Genomic DNA, 21947 nt, shown 5'->3' on the forward strand with positions numbered 1-21947 from the left:
TTGGTTTCACGTACTTTGCCATATTAGTATTATGGATCGCCATGTACGCATTGTCCAGTCTTGTCCAATAAATTAATGATTAGAGGCATACCGATCGCCTCCACAGGCAAACAATTAAGTCAAAAAGCCTATTTATATCCAGGTATTGCCACAGTTATCTTTGTCGTGTCGCTGTTTGTGGCCGTCGGAAATCCCCCAGCATTCAACTTTCTGCTGTCAGCCTACCTCGCCGGTGCAGCTTACTACTTTATCTATCAACTGTGCGGCAAACACAAGCCGTGGTGGGTATTGCTTGGTACCGCTTTAGCTACAGTTCTGATATTGCTCAGCCCCTTATTGATTGGATTTATCTTAGTATTTAGAGAAATTTTGCCCGGTCGCTTGCCAGCAGAAGGCGAAGAAATCAGTTTTTTGCCTTTTTTAATCAGAATGTTCTTCGGGGCGGGTCTGATGGAAGAATTGCTGAAAGCCTTGCCCGTTTTGGGAGCTTTGATTCTGGGCAATTTGCTAAAAAATCCGTGGCGCGATCGCATCGGCGTTTGGGAACCTTTAGACGGAATTTTATTAGGAAGTGCCTCAGCAGTCAGCTTTACACTACTAGAAACCCTGGGACAGTACGTCCCCCATATCATCCAAAATGTCACCCTGCAAGCAGGGCCCGAAGCCGGACAATTAGTAGGATTGCAATTGCTCATTCCCCGAATTTTGGGTTCCGCCGCCGGACACATGGCTTACAGCGACTATTTGGGATATTTTATCGGTTTGAGCGCCCTCAAACCCACGAAGCGCTGGCAAATTTTAGGCGTAGGTTATTTCAGCGCTTCCGCACTTCACGCCTTGTGGAATGCGTCAGGTGCAGTCAGCGTACTTTTGCTAGCATTAGTCGGAGTTTTGTCCTATGCGTTTTTAGTAGCCGCAATTTTGAAAGCCCGGGCTTTGTCTCCCAATCGATCGCAAAATTTTGCAACTCGAATATTTTCCGAAAAATGATTGCTGAGAGCTTAATTGTTAACAGTCGCGCGCGTCAAGCTGCCATTTTTTTCTTGTGTTTCAACCAGCTTAAACCTGCCAGTGCTAAACCTGTCCCTGCAAATGTTATCGGTTCGGGAACTGGTTCGGCTGCGGTATCCACTAGGGAGTAAGAAACCCGCGCACTGCTGATAATTGTACGACCTCTGCCCAAATAACCCTGCCTGTTGCTAACTATTGTCTCACCATACCCCCAGAAATAAGATGCCCACGTACTGATCGCCTCCTCGGTACCCATATACCAGGTTGCCCTGCTCTCAAACTTGATGTAATCAGTCCCTCCTCGTGCCTCTTCTCTCGTCGCATACTCCACACCCGATGCTTGCAGTCCGCGAAAATTCCCTTGATTAAATAAAGCTATAGCCCCTGCTAAATCATAGTCATTTTTATAGACCCTGATAGGGGTGTTAAATCTTCCCTCACCCACTGCAATTTTTTCAGATCCTATTCCTGTCAGTGAGGAATCACTAAACTTAAAAAAACCACTACCTCCACCCTTTTCCACTTGAAAATTGTAGGTAAGGACGGCTGCTTGTGCTTTCTCAACTGCTGCCACTGACACCGCTGCAAAACCTAGAATTGTGCTAGCGATCGCACTTCCGAATCTCTGCCGTTGTTTCCGATTCATAATTTGCCTCTTCGCTACATTAAATTGGCGTGATTTTCTGTGATTGTTGGTCTGATTTTTCTTCTTAAAACCGCCCTTCACTGTTTGTTGTTAAGAGCGATCGCACCCATCATACCGCCCTTTTTTTCTGGGATTTAAACCAACTCAAACCAGCCAGTGCTAAAGCTGTACCCGCAAATGTTAAGGGTTCGGGAACCGGTTCGGCTGCCGTATCCACTAGGGTGTAAGACATAGGCACGTAGTTAAGCTGTTGACCCGCACCTCGGTCTATTATTTGTCTTAATTGACCGCCACTTAAGTATGTAATTAGGATACTACTGTATCCCCAAAACAAAGGTTTCCCATTGCCCATAGCAGGATACATACGCCAAACTGCCGAGCCCTCATATCTAGTATAAACAGGCCCTCCTTCTGCATCCGGAATGTTAGTTTCTGAAATCGAGTAGTCGCCACCGCTTGCTATCAGTCCCTGAAATTCCCCACCCTTGAACTCAGCTTTTGCCCCTGCTAAATCGTGGTATTTTTGAGGTGGCTTTTCTTCATATAGGCCCCTGCCAGAGGGAGCTGTAAAACCATTAAATTGTCCCTCAGAAACTGCTATTTGTTCAGTTTCTCCGCCTGTAAGCGAGGAGTTACTCAATTTAAAAAAACCGCTCGATCCGGCCACTTGAAAATTGTAGGTGAGGACGGCTGCTTGTGCTTTGTCAACTCCTACCAATGACACGGCTGCCAAACTTAAAATTGTGCTGGCGATCGCACTTCCGAATCTCTGCCTTTGTTTTTGATTCATAGTCGGCCTCATCAGATTTTACTTAAGTTTAGTTTGTTGCTGACAGCGATCGCCAGTAAGTATGCCCATTCTTAACATAAATTCTTTTCAATTCAAAGATTGCCCAATCTAAATATCGAATTACTACGGATGGCATTTTTCCGAAATTTGTATTATTTGTTACTTGTTGACTGGGAATTTTTTGCCCAAACAAGAGAAATGTTCGATCGTCCTGGAAAAATATGCCGATCGGTTTGTATTGTGGCGATGTGTCGGGCGATTCACGATCGGGATAACTAGGCTTCACAGATTCAATTTCATATCTTAGCGATTTTGTCAATACGCCATTCCCTGAAAAGGGATCGGGTTCCTACTGCCTTTGGCCGTCTGCCTTCTGGCTTCTGTCGCCTGCCTTCTTCCCTGTTTCTTCTTCACCTGTCTTAGAAATTCTTCACCGAAAAACCGGCGGGAAGCCCCTGGCTACCGACTTGGAGAGGAACGCTGCTGCGCCGACCGCCGCCTTGAGCTATCTTTAGTCATATGTGATATAATTAGCGGTATGGAACAAGTTTTGACAGTAGCTTGCAAGATTGAAGTGTCTCCCGAAGTTGCCCCTAAGTTGGAGGCAACGCTTCAGGCGTTTTCTGATGCTTGCACCTACATCAATCAAACTGTTGACCCTAAGCTGACAAATAAACCCCGCATTCAAGGCTTGGTTTATGAGCAGGTGAGGGAGCAATTTGGGCTGTCTGCCAACTTAGCGATTCGGGCAATCGCCCGTGTCTCTAGCAACCGTAAAACCGCCAAACAAAAAGGCAATCCCGTCCGAGCATTTAAGCCAACTAGCGTTGACTATGACGCTCGAATCTTTGCTTTTAGAGAGAAGGATTGGACGGTTAGCCTGACGTTGGTGGGCGGTCGGGAACGCTTCAAACTTGCCATTGGTAATTACCAGGTTGGACTGCTTAAGGGAGCGAATCCTAGCAGTGCGACCTTGTGCAAGCGTCAGGATGGAAGCTACTACGTCAACATCCAGATTAAGTCTGAGGCGACCGATCCCATCCCATCCAAACGAGTGATTGGCGTAGATCTCGGTCGCAGAGATATTGCAGTTACCAGCCTTGGCGATCAGTGGGATGGAAAGCAGATAACGGACGTTAGAGACAAATTTGCCAGAGTCAGAGCATCGCTCCAACAAAAAGCCTCGAAAGGCACAAGATCTACTCGCCGCAGGGCAAGACAGATTTTGCAACGGCTGTCGGGACGTGAACGTCGCTATCAAACTTGGCTAAACCATAACATCAGCAAATTGATTGTGCTGTCTGCACTTCAACACAATGCCATCATTGCGATTGAAGATCTGACAGGAATTAGAGAACGCACCAATCAGCAACCTCGAAGCAAGACGGAACGTAGACGCTCGCTTCTGTTGGGCATTCTTTCAACTGCGATGGTTTCTGAGCTACAAAGCCGTGAAATACGGGGTGGAAGTGGTGGCTGTCAATCCTGCCTACACCAGCCAAACTTGCCACAAGTGCTTGCACATTCATCCGATAAAAGGCAAGTCTTATCGAAGTGGCAAAGTGTTTAAGTGTGGACACTGTGGCAATCATTGTGATGCTGATGAGAATGGTTCAAAGGTGATTTCAATCGTTGGAGCATCCGTAAACATGCTCGGAGGTTCGGTGTTGTCTTGCAACCTTGCAGACTACATCAGGGCTACAGAAAGCCCCCGGCTTAAGGTCGTGGGGTAGTTTACAAATAGTTTGACTGTGGTACTATCTGGATGGCTGTGAGTCGATCGGGAAGCCAACGGGCTTGATTCCTGTGGTGGAGGAGAATCCAGGAGTGCTAGATAGGATGTCATTGGGATACGGAAATGTTTTCGGTCAGCGAAGTCAACTCGAACCCCTCCGCATTGGGGTTATTGGAGTTGGCAATATGGGTCAGCACCACACGCGAGTTCTGAGCTTGCTCAAAGATATCGAACTCGTAGGTGTTGCAGATATAAATGTAGAGCGGGGAATTGATGTAGCAAGCAAATACCGGGTTCGCTTCTTTGAAGACTACCGGGATTTGCTTGCCCACGTAGACGCAGTTTGCGTCGCCGTTCCAACTCGCCTGCACCACCCTGTGGGGATGTCTTGTCTCCAAGCAGGGGTTCACGTTTTAATTGAAAAGCCGATCGCGGCTAGCATTGCTGAAGCCGAATCTTTGGTCAATGCGGCTGCTGAAGCCCACCGGATTTTACAAGTGGGTCACATCGAGCGCTTCAATCCAGCTTTTCAGGAACTCGGCAAAGTGCTGAAAACTGAAGAATTACTGGCATTGGAAGCTCACCGGATGAGTCCCTATTCCGATCGGGCCAACGACGTATCGGTAGTTTTGGATTTAATGATCCACGACATCGACTTGCTCTTGGAATTGGCAGATTCTTCAGTGGTGAAGCTGACGGCAACTGGCAGCAGGGCCTCAGATTCAGGTTATTTAGACTACGTGACAGCGACGCTGAACTTTGCTAACGGCATTGTCGCCACTCTGACTGCGAGCAAGGTAACGCACCGCAAACTACGTTCAATCGCCGCTCACTGCAAAAATTCTTTGACAGAGGCAGATTTTCTCAACAACGAAATCTTGATTCACCGACAAACAACCGCCAATTACGTGACGGATTACGGTCAGGTGCTTTACCGTCAAGATGGGTTGATCGAGAAAGTCTACACCAGCAATATTGAACCGCTCCATGCAGAATTGGAGCATTTTATTAATTGCGTGCGGGGTGGCAATCAGCCTTCTGTCGGAGGAGAACAAGCTCTCAAAGCTCTTCGGCTTGCAAGTTCGATCGAGCAAATGGCTCTCGACGGTCAAGCTTGGTATCCCAAAGAGCTAGAGTCTACTTTGCAAGTTAGCTAAATCGACAAAAATTGTGTCGTTTCCGGGTGCTTCTACAGTTTGGGTTGGTTGTTCGTTGAAAAGGGTAACTGTTCGGGCGCAACCGGATTCGATGTAAGTCGATTTGAGATTTTCAATTTGAGATTGACTTGCAGTATTGAATCTGAGGGCTTAAACAGTCGATTTGAGATTTTCAATTTTCAATTTGAGATTGACTCCTATCCTCTATAGGGGGATTCAACAGTCGATTTGAAATCTGAGATTTGAGATGAAAGAATTGACTCCAAAGATGAATCTGAGGGCTTGAACTAAAATTGAAATTTTGGGTTCTCTACAATCTAAGTATGGCAAGTATCTGTTTTTGACTCAAATTACAATTTAGGTAAAAAAACAGCGACTATTTGACGGCTGATGGTTTTGCTAACTAACTGATTTCCTTGAGGACTGAGGTGAATGCTGTCTCTATACAAAGTTGAAATTTGAGCCGCACAATTGGCTGCACAATTGAAAATGGGAAGAAAATCTATGTAAGTAATTTTCTCACGTTCGACGAGTTCGGCGAGACGCTCTCTAGCCTTGATTTCCCAGTCGCGAGAGCCAGAGTCGCCGAATTCGCCCCGCTTCGGCGTCACGGCTAGCAAAAACTTGACGTTGGCCGATACTGCTATTTTCTGGATTTGGTGAATAGCTTCTAAGTTGCAGCCGACTACATCGCTTTCGGCTGCTGGTGGTGCTAATTGGCGAGCCGGCAGTGTTGGTAGCAGGTAGCGGCTCAATAACTCTAGTGTCGCCGATCGAGGTTGGCGATCGGGATAAGATCGATCGCGCCCCACAACTTCAGCACAGGGAGCCGATGCAAACAAATCGTCCGTATTCAGCAGCAAAACCAAAACCTTTGCTCCAAAAACACCAAACCGCTTCGCATAAGCAAGTTGATTCCTCGGCCCCCAAGAATTGGCTGAAGCGTTGAGAACTTCAACATCCGAATAGTTGACTTTTGCACCTGATTGTGAATCGCTCGTCAGATTCTGTACTTGCAGGCTCAACTGCCGAGCCATAATTTCCGAGATGGTATCTGTCTGATCTGTCCACCAACCGCCGTTGGCGACAGAATCACCCAACAGCAAGATACGCAGAGTTTCGGGAGTGGGAGTTGGGGCGATCGATCCAGTACGCATCGAATACTCGTTAATCTCGATCCGGTTGCCCAAGCGGCGCACCCTCTGGTTGGGCGCCAACAAATAGCCGCATTCGTCATCGGCCATGTAAATCAAGGGATTGCCAAAACCCAGCAGCACGCGCAGCAGCACTTCGATTGCAACCCACAATCCGGAGGTGAGGGCCAAAACGATCAGAACAACTTTCAAGAATTAACCTCGATCGAAAACGGATACTTGCTTGGGCACAAAAGTCGGGGAGATGCCAAAATTTTAAACCAAAGTTCAAGCCCCCAGATTCATGTCTGGAGTAAATCGACAGACTGCAAGTAAATCTAAAATCTAAAATCTAAAATCTAAAATCTAAAATCTGAAATCGACTAACCGCTGCTAAATTCCGGCTTTTACCGACAGTCCCCGCACAATTGAGTCATCCGAATCGCCCCCGTGGATATAGAATTCTAGAATATACCGTCAAAACCCGCCGTCAGCCGTCAGTGAAATTGGTGGTTTCAGGAAACCCGTGGACTTAAAACAAATATTCAAAACGCCGAATCCCATAATCGGTGTCGTACATTTACAGCCTTTGCCAACTTCTCCCCGCTGGGGCGGGAACCTCAAAGCTATTATCTCAAGAGCCGAGCAAGAGGCTACTGCGCTGGCTTCTGGCGGCGCAAACGGTATCATAGTCGAGAACTTTTTCGACGCTCCTTTTGCCAAAGACAGCGTAGATCCGGCTGTGGTAAGTGCCATGACTCTAGTAGTCGAGCGGCTAACTAATCTGGTGACGCTGCCGATCGGCATTAACGTGCTGCGAAACGATGCCCACAGCGCGATCGCCATCGCCTCCTGCACGGGAGCCCAATTCATCCGCGTCAACGTCCTCAACGGCATCATGGCTACAGATCAAGGCTTAATTGAAGGCCAAGCTCACCAGCTACTGCGCTACCGTCGGGAATTGGGCAGCGATGTCAAAATATTCGCAGACGTGCTAGTCAAGCACGGACGCCCCCTGGGCAGCCCCAACTTGACCACAGCCGTCCAAGAGACAATCGGGCGCGCCTTAGCCGACGCCGTAATTCTTTCTGGCTGGACAACCGGCAGCCCTCCCAATCTCCAAGACTTAGAACTCGCGAGTGCAGCAGCGGGGGAAATTCCAGTTTTTATCGGCAGCGGCGCCTCGTGGGAAAACGTTTCCACGCTCATGCAAGCCGCCGATGGTGTAATTGTATCGAGTTCCCTGAAGCGAAACGGCCGCATCGAGCAGCCGATCGATCCGATCCGCGTCAGTCAGTTTGTCGAAGCCGCCCGCCGCAGCTTTTCCCAGAAAGAGCTCGAACAACAAAACATTGAGACAAATGGTTCAAGAGGGTCAACACCGGAACCGGGCAAAGTCAGTCAATTTTAGATTTTAGATTTTAGATTTTAGATTTGAGTCCACAGATTCATCTGGGAACTCGAACAAAAGTCTAAAATTTTAGTATCGACTCTGACCCTCGTGTCGGAAACCAAATACCCGTTTTGGGGTGGGTCGGAAGTAAAATGTAAAATAGGAATGGGCCAAAGAGGGAATCGGCCAAAGAGGGCATCGGGAATCGGCCAAAGAGGGCATCGGCCAAAGAGGGCATCGGCCAAAGAGGGCATTAGTTAGTTGTTGGTGCTTCTATAGCGGTTTTCAGAAAGATGAGGTATGACTGACAGCTTATATAAGCACTAAACTGGGCACAAGCCCAACTACGTCCGCGAACCTTTTTGAGAAGTGCTATATGTTATTTATCGTATGTATGTTTGTTGTTAGTTGTTGGTTCTAATGCCCAATGCCCTGTTTGCCCAATTCTCAATTCTCAATTCTCAATTCTCAATTTTCAATTCCCCATTCCCCATTCCCCATTCCCCATTCCCCATTCCCCATTCCCCATTCCCCATTAGCAATTACCAAATCAAAAAAATGATTCGCCGACGTTCAACCCCTTGGATTCATCGCTGGTCTAGAACTGCGATCGCAGCCATCGCAGCCATCGGCGTCGTAGAAACGGCCTATCTGACGATCGCTAAATTCACGACAGGCTCAGTCATTTGTCCCACCAGCGGCTGCGACAAAGTTCTCAACAGTCCCTACGCTACAGTTTTTGGCACAGTGCCTTTAAGTTTATTAGGTTGTCTGGCTTACCTGAGCATCGCAATTTTGGCATTAGCTCCCAAAGCCGTCAATCCAGACACCAATAAAGGTCTGCACTCTCAACTAGAAAATCAAACTTGGCAAGCGCTATTTATCATCACCGCTGCGATGGTAATTTTCAGCAGCTATTTGATGTATTTGATGTCTTTTGAAATTAAGGAACTGTGCATTTACTGCATCAGTTCCGCCGTATTTGCGCTGTCGCTGTTTGTGCTGGTGCTAGTCGGCCGCGAGTGGGAAGATATCGGACAGTTGGTGTTTACAGGTATTTTGGTAATGATGGTAAGTTCGATCGGCGCCTTGGGACTGTATAACAGCGTCAGTTCACCTGCTCCTTTTGTTTCTTCTACCCCCGGAATTCTACCCCCAGCCGTGACTACAACCTCCGGCCCTGCACAAATTGCTTTAGCCCGCCACCTCCGACAAATTGACGCCAAAGAATACGGTGCTTACTGGTGTCCCCACTGCCACGACCAAAAAATGCTATTCGGCAAAGAAGCAGCCAAAATAATTGATTATTTTGAATGCGATCCGAAAGGGCAAAATTCCCGTGCTGAAATTTGCCAAGCTGCTGCTACGAATATTAAAGGTTTCCCGACTTGGGAGATTCAAGGTCAGTTTTATTCGGGGACGCAAACTTTGGATAAACTCGCCGATTTATCCGGTTACACGGGCCCGCGCAACTTTCAAAACTGACAGAATAGTTAGAAATTTTAGATGACAGATTTTAGATGGTGAAGCAGTAAATATCCGTAGGCAAGTTATTTGCTCGTTTCCTAGTGCTGCGAAATTAATCTCAAATCTGCCATCTAGGATTAATATTTATAAATTAGTAAAAATTAGTCAGGTCGAAATTTGCCAAAAAGTGGTGACTATCTACTAGGCTGTCTGCGAATAAATACTATAAATTTTACACAAAAACTCCAGAAACCGGGTTTCTGCTGCCAGAGTCATTACACTCAAATGGCACTCATTCGATCGCTATTCTGAAAATTATCTGCGTTGATATAGCGGTTCGATCGAAAGATTAGCGGACGCTTTGTTCAGTTGACAGTTGACAGTTGACAGTTGACCGCACGGGTAGCACTTGACAAAAAAAGTAAGAGGATTGGAGTAATGAATAGTCGGATTTTAATTTATCCCGAAAAAGGTTCCGGCTTTAAACCAATTTTTTATGGTAATCGGTAAGTGGTTCAACAGTTGACAGTTGACAGTTGACAGTTGACAGTTTGAGAGGATCTCTACCTAGAAGGAAGAGGATTGGAGTAATGAATAGTCTGATTTTCATTTCTCCCTCAAAGGTTCCGGCTTTAAACCAATTCTTTCTGGTAAAAGGTAATCGGTAATCGGTAGAAAGGGTCTCTTGGGTTTATGGTGGATATGGTATCAAACACAACTCTTCGCAATTCTGTGATGCCCTCATAGTAAGGATGTCCGGTTTACCGACCGCCACAAACTTATAAAAAATATCAGAAAAAAGGTGGCGTTTTAAAAGCTTAGAATCCAATTACCAATTACCATCACCAATTACCAATTACCAACCAGCATAGCGCACCGAAAAACTAAACAATTCGACAATCAAAAATCAACAATCCACGCATCTGCCACACCGCACAACCGAAAAATTGCGATCGTCTAAAATCAAAAATATAAAATCGACTGAGCAGAACCCCGTGAAGACGTAAAAACGATATGTAGTAATAGCTGATAAAAGTATAGTCATTTATAGACATGGGAGGCTTCAAGTCCCTCCCCCTTCACTTTCACTTTAAGCGGATTGACCCGCCTCGGCTGAACTACGCAGCTCCCTATCCCATCGCTGAACGCATTTGGGATTGCTTTTCTGAGAATATTGTAAGAAGCATTCACGTCAGAATTAATCAACTGACCAGTCGATGTTTTGTACAAACCTCGCTTAATTCGTTTTCCGGTAAATACAGGTTCTGTTTTTGTTTTTCCGTAAACAGGAATTGGATCTAAGCCCAAGAAATTGGCTTTGGAGGTAAAAGATTCCTCCTGCACGATTACCTTGATTCCAACCAAAAAACCTTTGTATTCTAGCATCTCAATTAATCGAGCGTGAGGAATGCTGACAAAGTTTTGGTTAGTCTGTTTTCCAAGGTTGATATCGGTTTTCCACTGTGCGTTTTTGCCAATTACTAACGTTCCAATTCGTTGCGCGACCAAAATATCAACAATCGTGCGACTCGTATGATGCAAATAATTGTCTACTTTTTGATTGCGACAGCGAGTTAGTCGTTGAATCCGAGGTGAAGTTTTGCGCCTCCCTTTCAATTGGGATTGTAATCGCGATGAGCGCTTGTTATAGAACTGATTGATCGATTTCAATGTCCGCCCGTTAATCAACAGCGGGATAAATCCCGGTTGATTTGAAGTTAGCGCCACTAAATTATTCAGCCCCAAATCAACACCGGCTGCAAAGTCGTTATCTTTAGCGGTGGACTCCGGTTCATCATAAATTACCTCAATTACATAAGAATCACATTTCGGAACCAACCTAACTTGACAAATTCGATCGGGATCGACTTTGGTTTTGATTAAAAGTTCAGTACCCGAAAGTTTAACGATTCCTTTCTTCAACTGTTTACTACTAATCGCTTGAATCGTGTAGACGAGAAGGTTTCGCCCTTTGGTCTTGTCTTTGTAATTTGGCAATTTCGGGCGACCCGTGAATTTTGAAGAATCGGCTTTATAAGCTTTAACGGCTTCAAAAAACGATTTCCAATTCTTATCTAGCACCATCAAGATTTGCTGACTTACTTTGGCTGGTAAAGCCTTGTAGGCTTGATGAGACTTCATCAATCGGTTCATTTCGTTATAACTGACATAGCCCCATCCATAGATAAAGTTCTGACGAATGACATAATTGGCGGCATTGTACAGATTTTTGGACTTGAATGCTAGTTCGTCAATTTGGGCGAAACGAGGTTCCGTTGATTTAATGATATGCCTCTCGGCTAGTTGCACTCTGTACCTCCATCTTTCAGTTCGGCAATTATTTTTTCGGTTTTTCTGCTAGCACGTCGTTGTCCGTAAAGTCGGGCAGCAAAGCTAGTAACTATAGCCACCAAGTCTTGCATTAGCTCATCTTTTCCATTCTCCGCTAAATTAACTATTTCTAGCTTAATTCCCAATCTCAGAAGTAGAACGTCTAGATAATTTGTACCAAATCGAGCCAAACGGTCTTTATGTTCAACTAGCAAGATGTCGTAGTCATCTTGCTGCAACAATGCTTCTAACTGTTTTCTATGATCGTTTAATCCGCTGCCAATTTCTTTGACATTTTTAACAATTTGATAACCGTTAGCAATGGCGTACTCCGTTAATCTCTGCGATTGACGGTTGAGGTTATCCTTGTTTTCTGAAGATGAAACTCGACTGTAAATAGCGACTCGGTTCTGTTTGCTCTGGTTTGATGGCGACTGCGGTAAGTAGTCAACTATAATCAGACCGCTTTCTGCCTGCCGTGCCGGATGTGGCAGCTTATTTGCCTTCCACCAGCGCCACGCGGTTGTGTAACTTATGCCTATTGCTTTAGCGTAGTCAGGTAGTTTCATTTCGACCTCCTGATTACAGGATACCATCATCGCCTACCAATGCTTATAAATTTAATAAAGTTTTACAATACCTTATATGCTCTTCAGGCGAGGCGAACATCCCCAGAATATGCTAAAAACTATCAAAAAATGGCTCGATCGAGAACGCCGAGTATTAATTACTGCGAGTGCCGTTGGCGGTACGGTGATTCTACTGCGCTGGTTAGGATTTTTGCAGGCGTTGGAATGGGCTGCTTCCGATCGCTTTGTACGCTGGCGGCCCCCCGAACCAATGGACTCGCGCATCGTCATTATCGAAATTAACGAAGCTGACTTGCAAAAATACGGCTACCCCATGTCCGATGCTGTATTGGCCCAATTGCTGCAAAAATTGCACGCTGGGAAGCCGCGGGCGATTGGCCTCGACGTTTACCGAGATTTGCCGACTCAACCGGGTAATGCCGAATTGGTCAAAACTTTTAAAACTATTCCCAATTTAATTGGGATTGAGTTAATGCCAGACGAAACCAGATTTGGAGTGCGCCCGCCTCCGGTACTGGAAAAGCTCGATCGCATCGGTTTCAACAACGTTGTCCTCGACGCTGACTCAAAAGTGCGCCGAACTTTGCTCTACGCTTGGCCTGGAAACGGCAAAACCCATCAAAGTTTAGCGCTGAGACTGGCTTTGCTTTACCTCGAAACCGAAGGGATTTCCCCTGAACCTGCAACAGTCAATCCTAAATACTTGCAGTTAGGCAAGGGGGTGTTTCAGCGTTTTAAACCGAATGATGGTGCTTACGTGCGATCGGACAGTCGCGGCTATCAAATTCTCACCAACCTGCGCCACCCACGAGGCAGTTTTCGCACGGTATCGATGAGCGACGTGCTTTCTGGCAAAGTACCGGTTGATTTTGTGCGATCGCGCGCTGTCTTGATCGGCTCAACTGCCCCCAGCCTCAAAGACTTTCACCAAAACGCTTACAGTTCTGGTTTGTTTGCTCCTCCCCAGCCAATACCCGGAGTTGAGCTTCAGGCTAATTTCTTGAGCCAAATTTTGAGTGCGGCCCTCGACGGGCGCGAGGGTATTAAAGTTTGGCCAGAGGCGGCGGAGTGGCTGTGGATTTTACTGTGGTCGTGGGCGGGAGCTAGTGTGAGCTGGAAGTTGCGATCGCTCGGGCGATCGGCTTGGTCTTTATCAAGTATCTGTGTAGGATTAAGTGCTAGTTTATACATAGCATGGTTGGCCGGTTGGTGGCTGCCGTTAATTCCTTCCATCCTCAGTCTGTTGGGTTCTGGCTGTGCAGTTGTAGCTTATCTGGCTCACATACAAGAAGAACTCAAACGGTCTAAAGAATTTTTACAATGGCTAATCGATACAATTCCCGACCCAATTTTTGTCAAAGATAGAAATCACCGCTGGGTTGTTTTGAATCAGTCATATTGTCGGTTTATTAGCTATCCTTTGGAAATTTTAATTTCTCGCACCGATTACGAGTTATTTCCCCAAGCCGAAGCGGATATATTTTGGCAGCAAGACGAATTAGTATTGCAAACTCAGCAGCCACTAGAAAATGAAGAATATTTTACTGATGCTCACGGAATTACCCATCTGATTTCGACTAAAAGATCCCTGCATAAAGATGCTGCGGGGAACCTATTTTTAGTTGGAGCGATCAGAGATATTACCGAACGCAAGCGCCTGGAAGATGCCCTCAAGCAAAAAAATGCTGAACTCAGCCACCAAGCCTATCACGATGCTCTCACCGGTTTGCCGAACCGCAAAATGTTTCACGAATCCTTGCATCTGTCCCTGGAAAGAGCCTCCAGCAATCAGGAATTGGTAGCTTTACTGTTTTTAGATTTAGATGGATTTAAGTCAATCAATGATACTCTCGGACATCATGCGGGTGATTTGCTCTTACAAGCAGTGGCCGGGAGGCTCAAAAAATGCTTGCGCGGTAGCGATATTATATCGAGGTTGGGTGGCGACGAATTCACTGTCATCTTGCCGGGAATTCCTGGTAGCGAAGAAGCTGCGAAAGTAGCTCAAAAAATTTGTGACACCATTATGCAGCCTTTTACTTTAGAAGAACATACAGTTTCTGTAACTACAAGTATTGGCATTAGTTTGTATCCAATTGACGGTCAAGAGTCAGATATTTTAGTTAACAATGCTGATGCTGCGATGTATCGTGCTAAGGAAGGCGGGAAAAATCAATATCAATTTTCGTAATTAATCTCAGTTCAAAAACACAATCCAACTGTAAGTCAGTGGTGCCAACTTTTATGCTTAAGTTATTTTCAATTCTTCGACTTACAATCTTATTATAAAACATTGTATAAGATGTCATCTATCATTAGATAGATTTATAAAAATATGCAGCTTAAGACAGCAAATAGCCGTCTCATTTAAATGTTAAGAAATATAAAAAAATTGGGATTAGTTTCAAAAAAGACGGCAACGGCAAGCCCGCGCTCCAAACGGTTATGGAGTAAGTCATTCCCATAATAAATCGCAAATTGTAGCAGACTGGAGACCCAATTCAAATCGCCAAACAGCATTGATTAAAAAAAATTTAAGTAAACTTACAAAAATTAATTAAAGGAAATGTAAAGACATAAGTGGAACTACGTAAATTCATAGATATAATAGGTTGTAGGGACGTGCATCTATTTGAGTGATTTGGATAAGACTATGAACACTATGCGTACTTTGATTGGGATCACAACAACGGCAATTCTGGCTGTCAGTATGCAAGTCAGTACGATCGGCATTGCAAATGCCGCCTTACTTGCTGGCAACTCAACCAGCTACTCAGCAAAAGACCCATCGACCTCCACAGTCTTGACAGAGGCGCGCACATCTGAGGCGCCCAATAACCCCAAAAAATACGAACCAGATCCCAATGGAAGTCCTAAAAGTGACGGTACAGGGACGCGCTGAACCCAATTTTTCAAAATTCTATGGGCCCAGATTTGTACCAATGCGATTGGTTAATTAAAGTGTGACTGCACCAATCTCGATCGGTCAGGGGATAGTCCAGCCGGTAGTGACCGCCGCGACTTTCCGTGCGAAACGCAGCACTTTTGAGAATTAAGTAGCCAATATCCAATAAATTGCCAACTTCCCCCCAATTTCGCAAAACCGAGCTATTTTCGGCATCAGCGGGCGAAAAATCGATCGCTTGTCCGGGCCGTAAATTATCAAGTGCTTGACTCAAAGCCAAAGAGGAAAATTCTTGCCGCCACATCTCAACTTGGACGATCGCACTTTCCAAATCCCTTTGTCCCCGACAAATTCCCGCACTCTGCCACACCAAACTCGGCAATTGGATTCGCAATTTTTCGATCGCCTCAATATCCTGTTGTGAAACCGATTTTTCCAAGATTTCCCCTGCATCTTCCTCCTCTGGTAAGGCTTCGGACTTTTTACCTTCTAACTGCAAAAGTCCCATTTGCGCGCCAAAAACCAGACATTCCAGCAGTGAATTGCTCGCCAACCGGTTAGCGCCGTGTACCCCCGTACTCGCAGTTTCTCCCACCGCATACAAACCCGGAATCGAAGTTTGGTTGAACTTGTCAGCCACAATTCCCCCCATCCAGTAATGGGCGGCGGGCGTCACCGGCACAGGTTCGGCAAAAATATCAATTCCCCAATCAGCGCACACTTGAATAATATTCGGAAACCTGTAGCGCAGTCGATCGCAGTCGATCGGGCGCAAATCCAGCCAAACATGAGGTTCCCCCGTCTTCTGCAAGTGGCGGAAAATAGCGCGGCTGACAACATCCCGAGGCGCGAGTTCCCCGCTGGGGTGAGAGTCAAAAGCAAAGCGATATCCCTTGCTGTCAACTAAATGAGCCCCTTCTCCCCGCACCGCTTCGCTAATCAGAAACCGAGGCGCGCCCGCTTTGCTGAGGGCTGTCGGGTGAAACTGCACAAATTCTAAATCTCGCAGCAGCGCCCCGGCGCGCCACGCAATGGCTACCCCGTCCCCGGTACTTACCGACGGGTTGGTTGTTTGAGCAAAAACCTGTCCGCCGCCGCCTGTAGCCAGCACTACGGCGCTAGCCCGCAGCCATTTGACTTGGGAGTCGCAAATTGAGCTAATTCCCTGACACCGCCCGGTTTTGTCTAGCCACAGACTCAAAGCAAAGGCTGGGGATACGAGTTGAATGTTTTTGCGGTTTAATACTTTTGCTGTCAGGGTACTGACAACGGCTTTTCCTGTGGTGTCGGCGGAGTGGAGCACTCGGCGGCGGGAGTGGGCGGCTTCTAGGGTGAGGGCTAAATCTGGGCCAGTGCGATCGAATGCAACGCCCATTTTTACCAGGGAGTCTATGCAAGCAGCAGCTTCTTCGACTAAAAATTGCACTGCTTCTAAATCGCAAAGACCTGCTCCCGCAGCCAGTGTATCCTGAACGTGGAGTGCTGCGGAATCTTCTGGGGCGATCGCTGCGGCAATGCCTCCTTGAGCCCAATCGCTTGCAGAAACAGGCATAATATTTTTATTAATCAAGCCTACGTGCAAATGTTCTGGTAGACAAAGCGCCGTGTACAAACCGGCTGCGCCAGCACCTATCACCAATACGTCAAATTTGTCAGTCATAAGTCAGCCGATTTTAGATTTTAGATTTTAGATTTTAGATTTTAAAATTAACTTTACAGATGAATCAGGGGAAAATAAATTTCGATTTTATATTTCATATTTTAGATTTTATATTGAAATCTACAGATGATTCAAGGAGCTATAACTGTCAAGTTTAGCTTGAATAATTGAATTTTAATCTACAGATAAATCTCGATTTAAACTAATATCTACTAATTTTTTCTTTTTACCAAAAATAATTGGTTGAAAGCCTCTCCCCGATCGGGAGAAATAAAAATCAGACTATTCATTACTCCAATCCTCTTCCTTCTAGGTAGAGGTCGCTCTCAAACTGTCAACTGTCAACTGTCAACTATCAACTGTTGAAAACATCGGAGGCTGGTATGTGTCTTTTGGTGCGAGCCTTTGTGAAGGCATTCGTCAGCCGGAACAGAAGCCATGAGCCATGAACCATAAGCCAAAATTCATGAATTAACAAACCATAGTTCCGACTCATGACTAATGACTCATGGACTCATGAGGGCGGGCACGGGGGCACCGCCCCTACTGACTAATAACTCATGGCCTCAAAAGAGGCTCACTGCTATCTAGTCGTAGAGACCATTATTCAACCTGGTGTCTCCTTCAATAAAGACTGATTCGACATCAGTTACGGTGAATTTGTCCAAATTAGCTTGCAGCACCTTTTTTTGAGCTTCCGTCAAGCCTGAAATGTTGAGTACGTCCTCAACTTTTTCGTAAGGAGCATTCTTAATAATTTGTCCAGCTAAAGTGGGATACAACCCTCGAAAGTCGCGAAAGTCCCGGACGGCGCTGTTGTTCAAATCAAGTTTTTTGCCGTATTCTGTGGCAAGCTTGTCATCGGCGCGATTGGTTCTAGCCGGAACATCAACTGCTATGAGCGAGGCTGATGGCAAGGCGATACGGCTCAGGTTCGCCGCGATCGCGCTCATGTCTCCAGCCCATGCAAAGCAGCCCAGCACTAAGCCCAATACTGCCAATAGACGACCCAATCGTTTCATGAAGTTTTGTCTCCCAATTTCATACACAGCATTTATGTAGAGACTACCATTTTGCTTATGCAGTTTTTCAGATAAATCCCCAGCAGGCCGAGGACTGTTAACAAAATTTACATCCAAGAATTGACATTGCTCTCAATATATGCTATGCAACGTAGTTGAGACGATCGATTAATTTTTGGCTGCACACCCAATTTTCTAGCTATCAAGAACTCTTTCCTTTCCTTTTGAGAAAAGCGTTCAAGTCAGTATAATTACTGCCGTAAGTCACGCTGGGAGTGTCGTAACCCTTCAAAGTAACGATGTGCTGCTCGAAAGCTTCTTGGGCGCCCAATTCCGTCAGGTATTTGTAGGTTGTTTCTCCCACGGCAATATCCTTGCCGATATCCTTGGTGCAAGACTCTAGGCGAAATGCGGCGTTTACAGTGTCTCCCAAGGCGGTGTAGTCCGATCGATCGCTGCTGCCGGAATTTCCCACCATTGCATAGCCAGTATTGATTCCAGCCCCAACTCGCAACGGAAAAGGCAGGGGGTAACGGCTGCTGAGTAAATCAGTTGCCTTGTGCAGTTGGCTTAAAGCTTGGCAAATCCGCATCATTTCTTCGCTGCTGACGCCGCTTGGTTTGTGGAACCAGACAGCCATGATGGCATCGCCGATGTATTTGTCCACCCAACTGCCATGTTCGCGAATGATGTGTCCGGCTTTGCGGAACCAATTGCCGATGACTTCCGAGAGGATGGTTTCGTCTAGCTGTCTAGTCAAAACTGTAAAGTCTCGGATGTCCATTACCATGACAGTAATCAGGCTGCGTACCGTCAAAGTAGCTGTAAAATCTTCAGAGTCTGTGTCGTGCAGGCGATCGAGCCGGCGCCCTCCGGTTGGGTTATGGAAGTCCAACTCGGTTTGACCGAAAATAATTCGATCGCCATTTCTGAGAGTGACAGGAATACTCACCCGCCGCCCGTTGACAAAGGAACCGTTGCGGCTGCCCAAGTCGATCAGGTAAAACTCTCCGGTCTCCATTTGCTGTAACATCGCGTGATTTCGGGAAATCCAGCGATCGGTCAATACAAAATTATTGTCATCATTTCGCCCTACTGTCCAGCAATTGCTGCCGGAGAGCGGCAAGTAGCGATTGCCGCTTTCTGTACGAAGTAACAAATGTGGATTGGCTTGCAAAGTCACCACAGCCCTAGAAACAACATCAAGTCAACCGATTTGAGGTTTTCAACTTTAAATTTTAACTTTAGTACGCGGCTCATAACTAAGATTGCCACTAAAAACCTGAAATCGGCTGTTCTAAAAATTTAAAATAGTTTAGTCGATCGATGCACCGAACCCATAAAGCATTGCCAAATTACCGCCTGATAACCACCGAAGGTAGTTACCGCTCGATCATAGGCCAAAGCGTAATATTTTGCACGCCAAAGATGTACCTAGGCAGTTGCATTGGCTGCTTTTTGGCAAAATATAACTTAATTTCTGCTTCTGTTGCCAAAAAAAAAGCTGGACAATGGTTCTCGTCTCAGACAACCCTGTGGTTACACACAAGCTATCTTTGAGATTTGTTGCTACACTTCCACTTTTTGAAGAGTCCAACAAAACCTTTTCCTCGCTGCGGCGCTGAATCAATTAGAAACACGAGAATTTTATGTTGTCGAAAAGAATTTTGCCTTGTTTGGATGTGAAAGCTGGCCGTGTGGTCAAAGGTGTGAATTTTGTCAACCTTAAGGATGCTGGGGATCCGGTGGAAATGGCTCAGGTATACAATGATGCGGGTGCTGATGAGTTGGTGTTTCTGGACATTACGGCGACTCACGAAGACCGGAACATTATGATTGATGTGGTGTACCGGACTGCCGATCGAGTATTTATCCCTTTGACGGTGGGTGGCGGCATCCAATCCTTGGACACCATTAAAAGTTTGTTGAGGGCGGGCGCTGATAAGGTAAGTATTAATTCAGCGGCAGTGCGCGATCCGAGTTTGATTGACAAAGCGAGCGATCGATTTGGCAATCAATGTATTGTATTGGCGATCGACGCTCGCAAACGCCAAGATGCGGACAATCCCGGTTGGGACGTGTACGTGCGCGGAGGGCGTGAAAATACAGGCTTAGATGCGATCGTCTGGGCCAAGGAAGCCGAAAAGCGCGGCGCCGGCGAAATTCTAGTGACAAGCATGGACTCTGACGGCACTCAAGCCGGTTACGACTTATCATTAACCCGCAGCATCGCCGAAGTTGTAGAAATTCCCGTGATTGCTTCCGGCGGCGCCGGCAACTGTCACCACATCTACGAAGCCGTGACGGAAGGCAAAGCAGAAGCAGCCTTACTGGCTTCCCTGCTGCACTACGGGCAACTTAGCGTCGGAGAAATTAAGACTTATCTAGCAAAATGTCAAGTTCCCGTGCGGCAACAGTAGTTCTTTGCATCAGCAAGATTGGTAACAGGCTTTCTGGCCTGTTCCACATCAGCAATAGGCTTTCTCGCCTGTTCCGCGATAATTAGATTTTCCTGTGGGGTGGGCGAGAGGACTCACCCAAAGGCGATCGTTACTGCTGCAAATAGTGCCTGATGCCAGGTGCATTAAACAGCAGAATTTTGTTGATTTTACCTTCAGATAACAGTTTAAGAAAAGCATACAACCAAAGACAAGCTGAAAACTCATAAAAATAATACGGGATGCGGGAAACGAGCGAGACTTTAGTCCTGAGAGGGAAGTGGCACGAGGGAATGAGAGTCCCCGTCTTCTTTCTTTCTTTCTTTCTTTTTAAATATTTTGTTGATTGACCTTGAGATATCTAGTATAATAACTGAAAGTAGACAAATCAACCAATATTCAGGAAAACAGAGGTGACTAAAACCCAAAAAACAATGGGAGTTCAGCAAGTATTACTGTCTCCAACCAAAGAAATTAAAGCATTGTTGGAGTATCTCTGCCAACAATCAGGTAAACTGTACAACAGTGGGGTTTATTTGGCTCGTCAAACTTTTTTTAAGACCGGAAAACTGTTGACGGGAAAATTCGACTTATCTTTTGAATCGTCAGTTGCCAAATCAATGGTTGCTAAGTCGTTGCCATCAACACCAATGCAGCAAACATTGATGTCAGTCACAGAAGCCTTCAAATCTTTTAAAGAAGTAAGAGATTTGTACATCAAAGGTCAATTGCATTTCAAGCCCAAGCCACCGGGATACCTGACAGGTTCTAAGTTGTTCAAAGTTGTTTATCCTAATTCGGGAGGGTTAAGACCGAAACTTGTTGGCAATCAGTTAAGATTTTCCTTGGGTTTAACAGTAAGGCGATGGTTTGGAGTTTCTGAATTCTTTTTACCTATGCCATCGAATCTGGATTTTTCCAAAGTGAAAGAGTTTACGATTCTCCCTAAGAATGGTGCTTTTTATCTGGAAATATCCTACGAGGTTGAAAAACAACAACATAATCTGGACATTGGTCAAGCATTATCAATTGACTTGGGAACTGCTGATAATAAAGCCAGCTTGTGTCGATACATTAGGAAATTCTTTTTTGATTGATTCTCGTGCAATGAAAGCGATGAATCAATTGTGGAACAAGAAAGTAGCAACTAGACAAGAAGGAAAGCCAGAAGGTTATTGGGATAATTGGTTAGACCGTGTTACCCGAAAACGTAATCACCAAATGCGTGATGGTATCAATAAGGCTGCCAAGTTGATTGCTAACCATTGCCTTAAATCTGGAATTGGCACACTGATAGTTGGGTGGAATGAAGGTTTTAAGTCTAACAGTAATCTAGGTAAAGTGAACAATCAAAAGTTTGTTCAAATGCCTTTAGGTAAACTCAAAAATAGATTAAAAGAACTGTGCGATTTGCACGGTATCAGGTTTGTTGAAACAGAAGAAGCATATACATCGAAAGCTAGTTTTTAAGGGTGGTGACTCCCTACCCAAATATGGTGAAAAGCCATCTGGGTGGAAAGCATCTGGAAAACGAATTAAACGTGGCTTGTATCGATCAGCAAATGCTTCGATTGTGAATGCAGACTTAAATGGTGCTGCCAAGTGCGATTCGTTCAGTCGAAACCGAGAAATCGGGGGATGACTGGCTTCTACAGGGTAATCCATCAGG

General features: G+C 45.7%; 19 protein-coding genes and 1 pseudogene. 11 read left to right on the forward strand and 9 right to left on the reverse strand.

Features of this window, described 5'->3' with window-relative positions:
- Positions 1-90: 90 nt before the first annotated feature.
- Positions 91-990, forward strand: a pseudogene (locus tag JGK07_RS25460) (PrsW family glutamic-type intramembrane protease); the annotation flags it as partial.
- Positions 991-1024: 34 nt separating this feature from the next.
- On the opposite strand, the gene JGK07_RS25465 reads toward JGK07_RS25460, so the two are convergent.
- The 3 genes from JGK07_RS25465 to JGK07_RS25475 form a co-directional block, all read right to left on the reverse strand.
- On the reverse strand, positions 1025-1657 hold the full coding sequence (locus JGK07_RS25465) for a PEP-CTERM sorting domain-containing protein (protein ID WP_293192659.1): 633 nt from the start codon (positions 1655-1657) through the stop codon (positions 1025-1027).
- A gap of 109 nt (positions 1658-1766) precedes the next feature.
- Positions 1767-2447 (reverse strand): PEP-CTERM sorting domain-containing protein, encoded by a 681-nt coding sequence (locus tag JGK07_RS25470; RefSeq protein ID WP_293226229.1) that lies wholly within the window; start codon positions 2445-2447, stop codon positions 1767-1769.
- A 28-nt stretch (positions 2448-2475) separates the two neighbouring features.
- Positions 2476-2766: a hypothetical protein gene (locus tag JGK07_RS25475; RefSeq protein WP_293192654.1), complete on the reverse strand. Its 291-nt coding sequence runs from the start codon at positions 2764-2766 to the stop codon at positions 2476-2478.
- A 219-nt stretch (positions 2767-2985) separates the two neighbouring features.
- Between JGK07_RS25475 and JGK07_RS25480 the strand changes: the two genes are divergently transcribed.
- From JGK07_RS25480 to JGK07_RS25485, 3 genes are all read left to right on the forward strand, one after another.
- A complete protein-coding gene (locus JGK07_RS25480; RefSeq protein WP_366039026.1) occupies positions 2986-4017 on the forward strand; it encodes a transposase in 1032 nt (343 codons plus the stop codon).
- Positions 3920-4180 carry a zinc ribbon domain-containing protein gene (locus tag JGK07_RS33280; RefSeq protein WP_366516892.1) on the forward strand — a complete coding sequence of 87 codons (261 nt, stop codon included), beginning with the start codon at positions 3920-3922 and terminating at the stop codon, positions 4178-4180. The genes JGK07_RS25480 and JGK07_RS33280 overlap by 98 nt, the downstream gene beginning before the upstream one ends.
- Positions 4181-4286: 106 nt before the next feature.
- On the forward strand, positions 4287-5339 hold the full coding sequence (locus JGK07_RS25485; RefSeq protein ID WP_293192652.1) for a Gfo/Idh/MocA family oxidoreductase: 1053 nt from the start codon (positions 4287-4289) through the stop codon (positions 5337-5339).
- 350 nt (positions 5340-5689) lie between these two features.
- Here the strand turns inward: JGK07_RS25485 and JGK07_RS25490 are convergent, their stop codons facing one another.
- Positions 5690-6685: an SGNH/GDSL hydrolase family protein gene (locus JGK07_RS25490; RefSeq protein ID WP_293226231.1), complete on the reverse strand. Its 996-nt coding sequence runs from the start codon at positions 6683-6685 to the stop codon at positions 5690-5692.
- 313 nt (positions 6686-6998) lie between these two features.
- Between JGK07_RS25490 and btpA the strand changes: the two genes are divergently transcribed.
- Both btpA and JGK07_RS25500 read left to right on the forward strand, forming a co-directional pair.
- Positions 6999-7883, forward strand: coding sequence for a photosystem I biogenesis protein BtpA (gene btpA / locus JGK07_RS25495; protein ID WP_293185306.1), 885 nt, complete (start codon positions 6999-7001; stop codon positions 7881-7883).
- Between the two features lie 540 nt (positions 7884-8423).
- On the forward strand, positions 8424-9350 hold the full coding sequence (locus tag JGK07_RS25500; RefSeq protein WP_293185307.1) for a vitamin K epoxide reductase family protein: 927 nt from the start codon (positions 8424-8426) through the stop codon (positions 9348-9350).
- A 1023-nt stretch (positions 9351-10373) separates the two neighbouring features.
- Here the strand turns inward: JGK07_RS25500 and JGK07_RS25505 are convergent.
- Both JGK07_RS25505 and JGK07_RS25510 read right to left on the reverse strand, forming a co-directional pair.
- On the reverse strand, positions 10374-11642 hold the full coding sequence (locus JGK07_RS25505; RefSeq protein ID WP_293185308.1) for a transposase: 1269 nt from the start codon (positions 11640-11642) through the stop codon (positions 10374-10376).
- The gene (locus JGK07_RS25510) at positions 11633-12232 is read right to left on the reverse strand and encodes an IS607 family transposase (protein WP_293185309.1); all 600 of its coding nucleotides are present in this window, start codon (positions 12230-12232) and stop codon (positions 11633-11635) included. Before JGK07_RS25510 ends, JGK07_RS25505 begins: the two co-directional genes overlap by 10 nt.
- Before the next feature lie 76 nt (positions 12233-12308).
- Here JGK07_RS25510 and JGK07_RS25515 point away from each other — a divergent pair, with 76 nt between their 5' ends.
- Positions 12309-14444: a CHASE2 domain-containing protein gene (locus JGK07_RS25515; protein ID WP_293192645.1), complete on the forward strand. Its 2136-nt coding sequence runs from the start codon at positions 12309-12311 to the stop codon at positions 14442-14444.
- Positions 14445-14906: 462 nt separating this feature from the next.
- Complete coding sequence (locus JGK07_RS25520; protein ID WP_293192643.1) at positions 14907-15155, forward strand: hypothetical protein; 249 nt, start codon at positions 14907-14909, stop codon at positions 15153-15155.
- 10 nt (positions 15156-15165) lie between these two features.
- On the opposite strand, the gene nadB is transcribed toward JGK07_RS25520, so the two are convergent.
- From nadB to JGK07_RS25535, 3 genes are all read right to left on the reverse strand, one after another.
- Entirely contained in the window at positions 15166-16818 is a 1653-nt protein-coding gene (nadB, locus tag JGK07_RS25525) for an L-aspartate oxidase (RefSeq protein ID WP_293203423.1), read from the reverse strand.
- Between the two features lie 587 nt (positions 16819-17405).
- Complete coding sequence (gene psbU, locus JGK07_RS25530; RefSeq protein ID WP_293185315.1) at positions 17406-17840, reverse strand: photosystem II complex extrinsic protein PsbU; 435 nt, start codon at positions 17838-17840, stop codon at positions 17406-17408.
- A gap of 202 nt (positions 17841-18042) precedes the next feature.
- The gene (locus JGK07_RS25535; RefSeq protein ID WP_293185317.1) at positions 18043-19026 is read right to left on the reverse strand and encodes an adenylate/guanylate cyclase domain-containing protein; all 984 of its coding nucleotides are present in this window, start codon (positions 19024-19026) and stop codon (positions 18043-18045) included.
- Positions 19027-19489: 463 nt separating this feature from the next.
- Between JGK07_RS25535 and hisF the strand changes: the two genes are divergently transcribed.
- The 3 genes from hisF (at position 19490) to JGK07_RS25550 (ending at position 21748) form a co-directional block, all read left to right on the forward strand.
- Entirely contained in the window at positions 19490-20260 is a 771-nt protein-coding gene (gene hisF / locus JGK07_RS25540) for an imidazole glycerol phosphate synthase subunit HisF (RefSeq protein ID WP_293185318.1), read from the forward strand.
- A gap of 431 nt (positions 20261-20691) precedes the next feature.
- Entirely contained in the window at positions 20692-21375 is a 684-nt protein-coding gene (locus JGK07_RS25545; RefSeq protein ID WP_293226234.1) for a transposase, read from the forward strand.
- A complete protein-coding gene (locus JGK07_RS25550) occupies positions 21368-21748 on the forward strand; it encodes an IS200/IS605 family accessory protein TnpB-related protein (RefSeq protein WP_293185320.1) in 381 nt (126 codons plus the stop codon). The genes JGK07_RS25545 and JGK07_RS25550 overlap by 8 nt, the downstream gene beginning before the upstream one ends.
- The last annotated feature ends 199 nt before the right edge of the window (positions 21749-21947 follow it).

It is taken from the genome of Microcoleus sp. PH2017_24_DOB_U_A (genome assembly GCF_020738205.1).
GTDB lineage: Bacteria > Cyanobacteriota > Cyanobacteriia > Cyanobacteriales > Microcoleaceae > Microcoleus.